This is a genomic window from Polaribacter glomeratus (genome assembly GCF_002954665.1).
GTDB classification, from domain to species: Bacteria; Bacteroidota; Bacteroidia; order Flavobacteriales; family Flavobacteriaceae; genus Polaribacter; species Polaribacter glomeratus.
The window spans coordinates 2,097,770-2,098,899 of record NZ_MSCM01000001.1; the positions used below are offsets into that span (position 1 = coordinate 2,097,770).

Annotated in this window: 1 protein-coding gene; it reads left to right on the forward strand. The window is 28.2% G+C overall.

The features are described 5' to 3' along the window. Nucleotides 1-13 precede the first annotated feature (13 nt). Entirely contained in the window at nt 14-1,003 is a 990-nt protein-coding gene (locus BTO16_RS08955; protein ID WP_105021245.1) for a DUF4917 family protein, read from the forward strand. The last annotated feature ends 127 nt before the right edge of the window (nt 1,004-1,130 follow it).

The window sequence follows — 1,130 nt, forward strand, 5'->3', positions numbered from 1 at the left end:
CCAATAATTTGAAATGAAATTCACAACCGAACAATTAAATGCAGAAGGAATAAGACAATGGGATTGGATTAAAGAGCAATTTCCAGATTGCCCTTTACTTTTAGGGAATGGTTTTAGCCTAAATTTCAGTTCAAGATTACTTTATCGTAATTTATATGAAAAGTACATCGAAAATTGTCCTGAAGACGCTAAAAAATTATTCAAAGAATTCAAGTCTACAAACTTTGAAATTATTTTAGAACATCTTGAGTCAACAGAAAGAGTTTGTAGCGCATTAGAAATTGAACAACAAAGAATAAGCAGAAATAAAGATTTAATTAAACAAGGTTTAATCGATTCGATTAATCGTATTCATCCAACACCAGACGAAATAAAAATAGACCAAATTAAACTTGTAGCGGAACAAATAAAGGAATTCGAACAAATTTTCACTACAAATTATGACTTATTTCTTTACTATTTAATTTTAGAAAGCAAAAAATTCGGAGATTATTTTTATATGCCATTCTTTGAGGATGAAAGATTTAAACGTTTCAAAACTGGAGATGTTTTTAAAAAAAATCATATTTACTATTTACACGGAGCTCTTTTTGTTTTTGAAAAATCAGTAGAAACAATAAAAATAAAACGTGATGAAAATTGGCTCATTGAAGTTATTACGAAAGAAATATCTAAAGACAATTATCCTTTATTTATAAGTGAGGGAACTTCTGAAATGAAATTAAAAGGTATTCAATCAAATAATTATCTAACATATTGTTTTAGAGAACTGAAAGAAAACAAAAACAAAAATCTTGTCATTTACGGACAATCACTTAGTGACCAAGATTTGCATATTGTAAAAGCAATTGACGAGAATTATGACAAAGTTGCTATTTCAATTAGAATATCTGAAAACAAAACAATGAACGAATTGAAATCGGAAATGAATAGAATAAAATCTATCCTAAAAAACACAGAAGTTGAATTTTACGATTCTACTTCCCTATTTAAATTTGAATAAAAAACTATTGGCAACACCGTATATAATTTATTGCTTGGTTCTCGCCTACTTACGAAAGTCCTCGCGGACTTTCTTGGTCGGTAATTATTTACTAAATTAGTTGCTTGAAACACGCAACAAACCATAT

Coding starts and splice junctions, on each gene's coding strand:
- BTO16_RS08955 (WP_105021245.1), top strand. CDS start 14: ATGAAATTCACAACCGAACAATTAAATGCAGAAGGAATAAGACAATGG.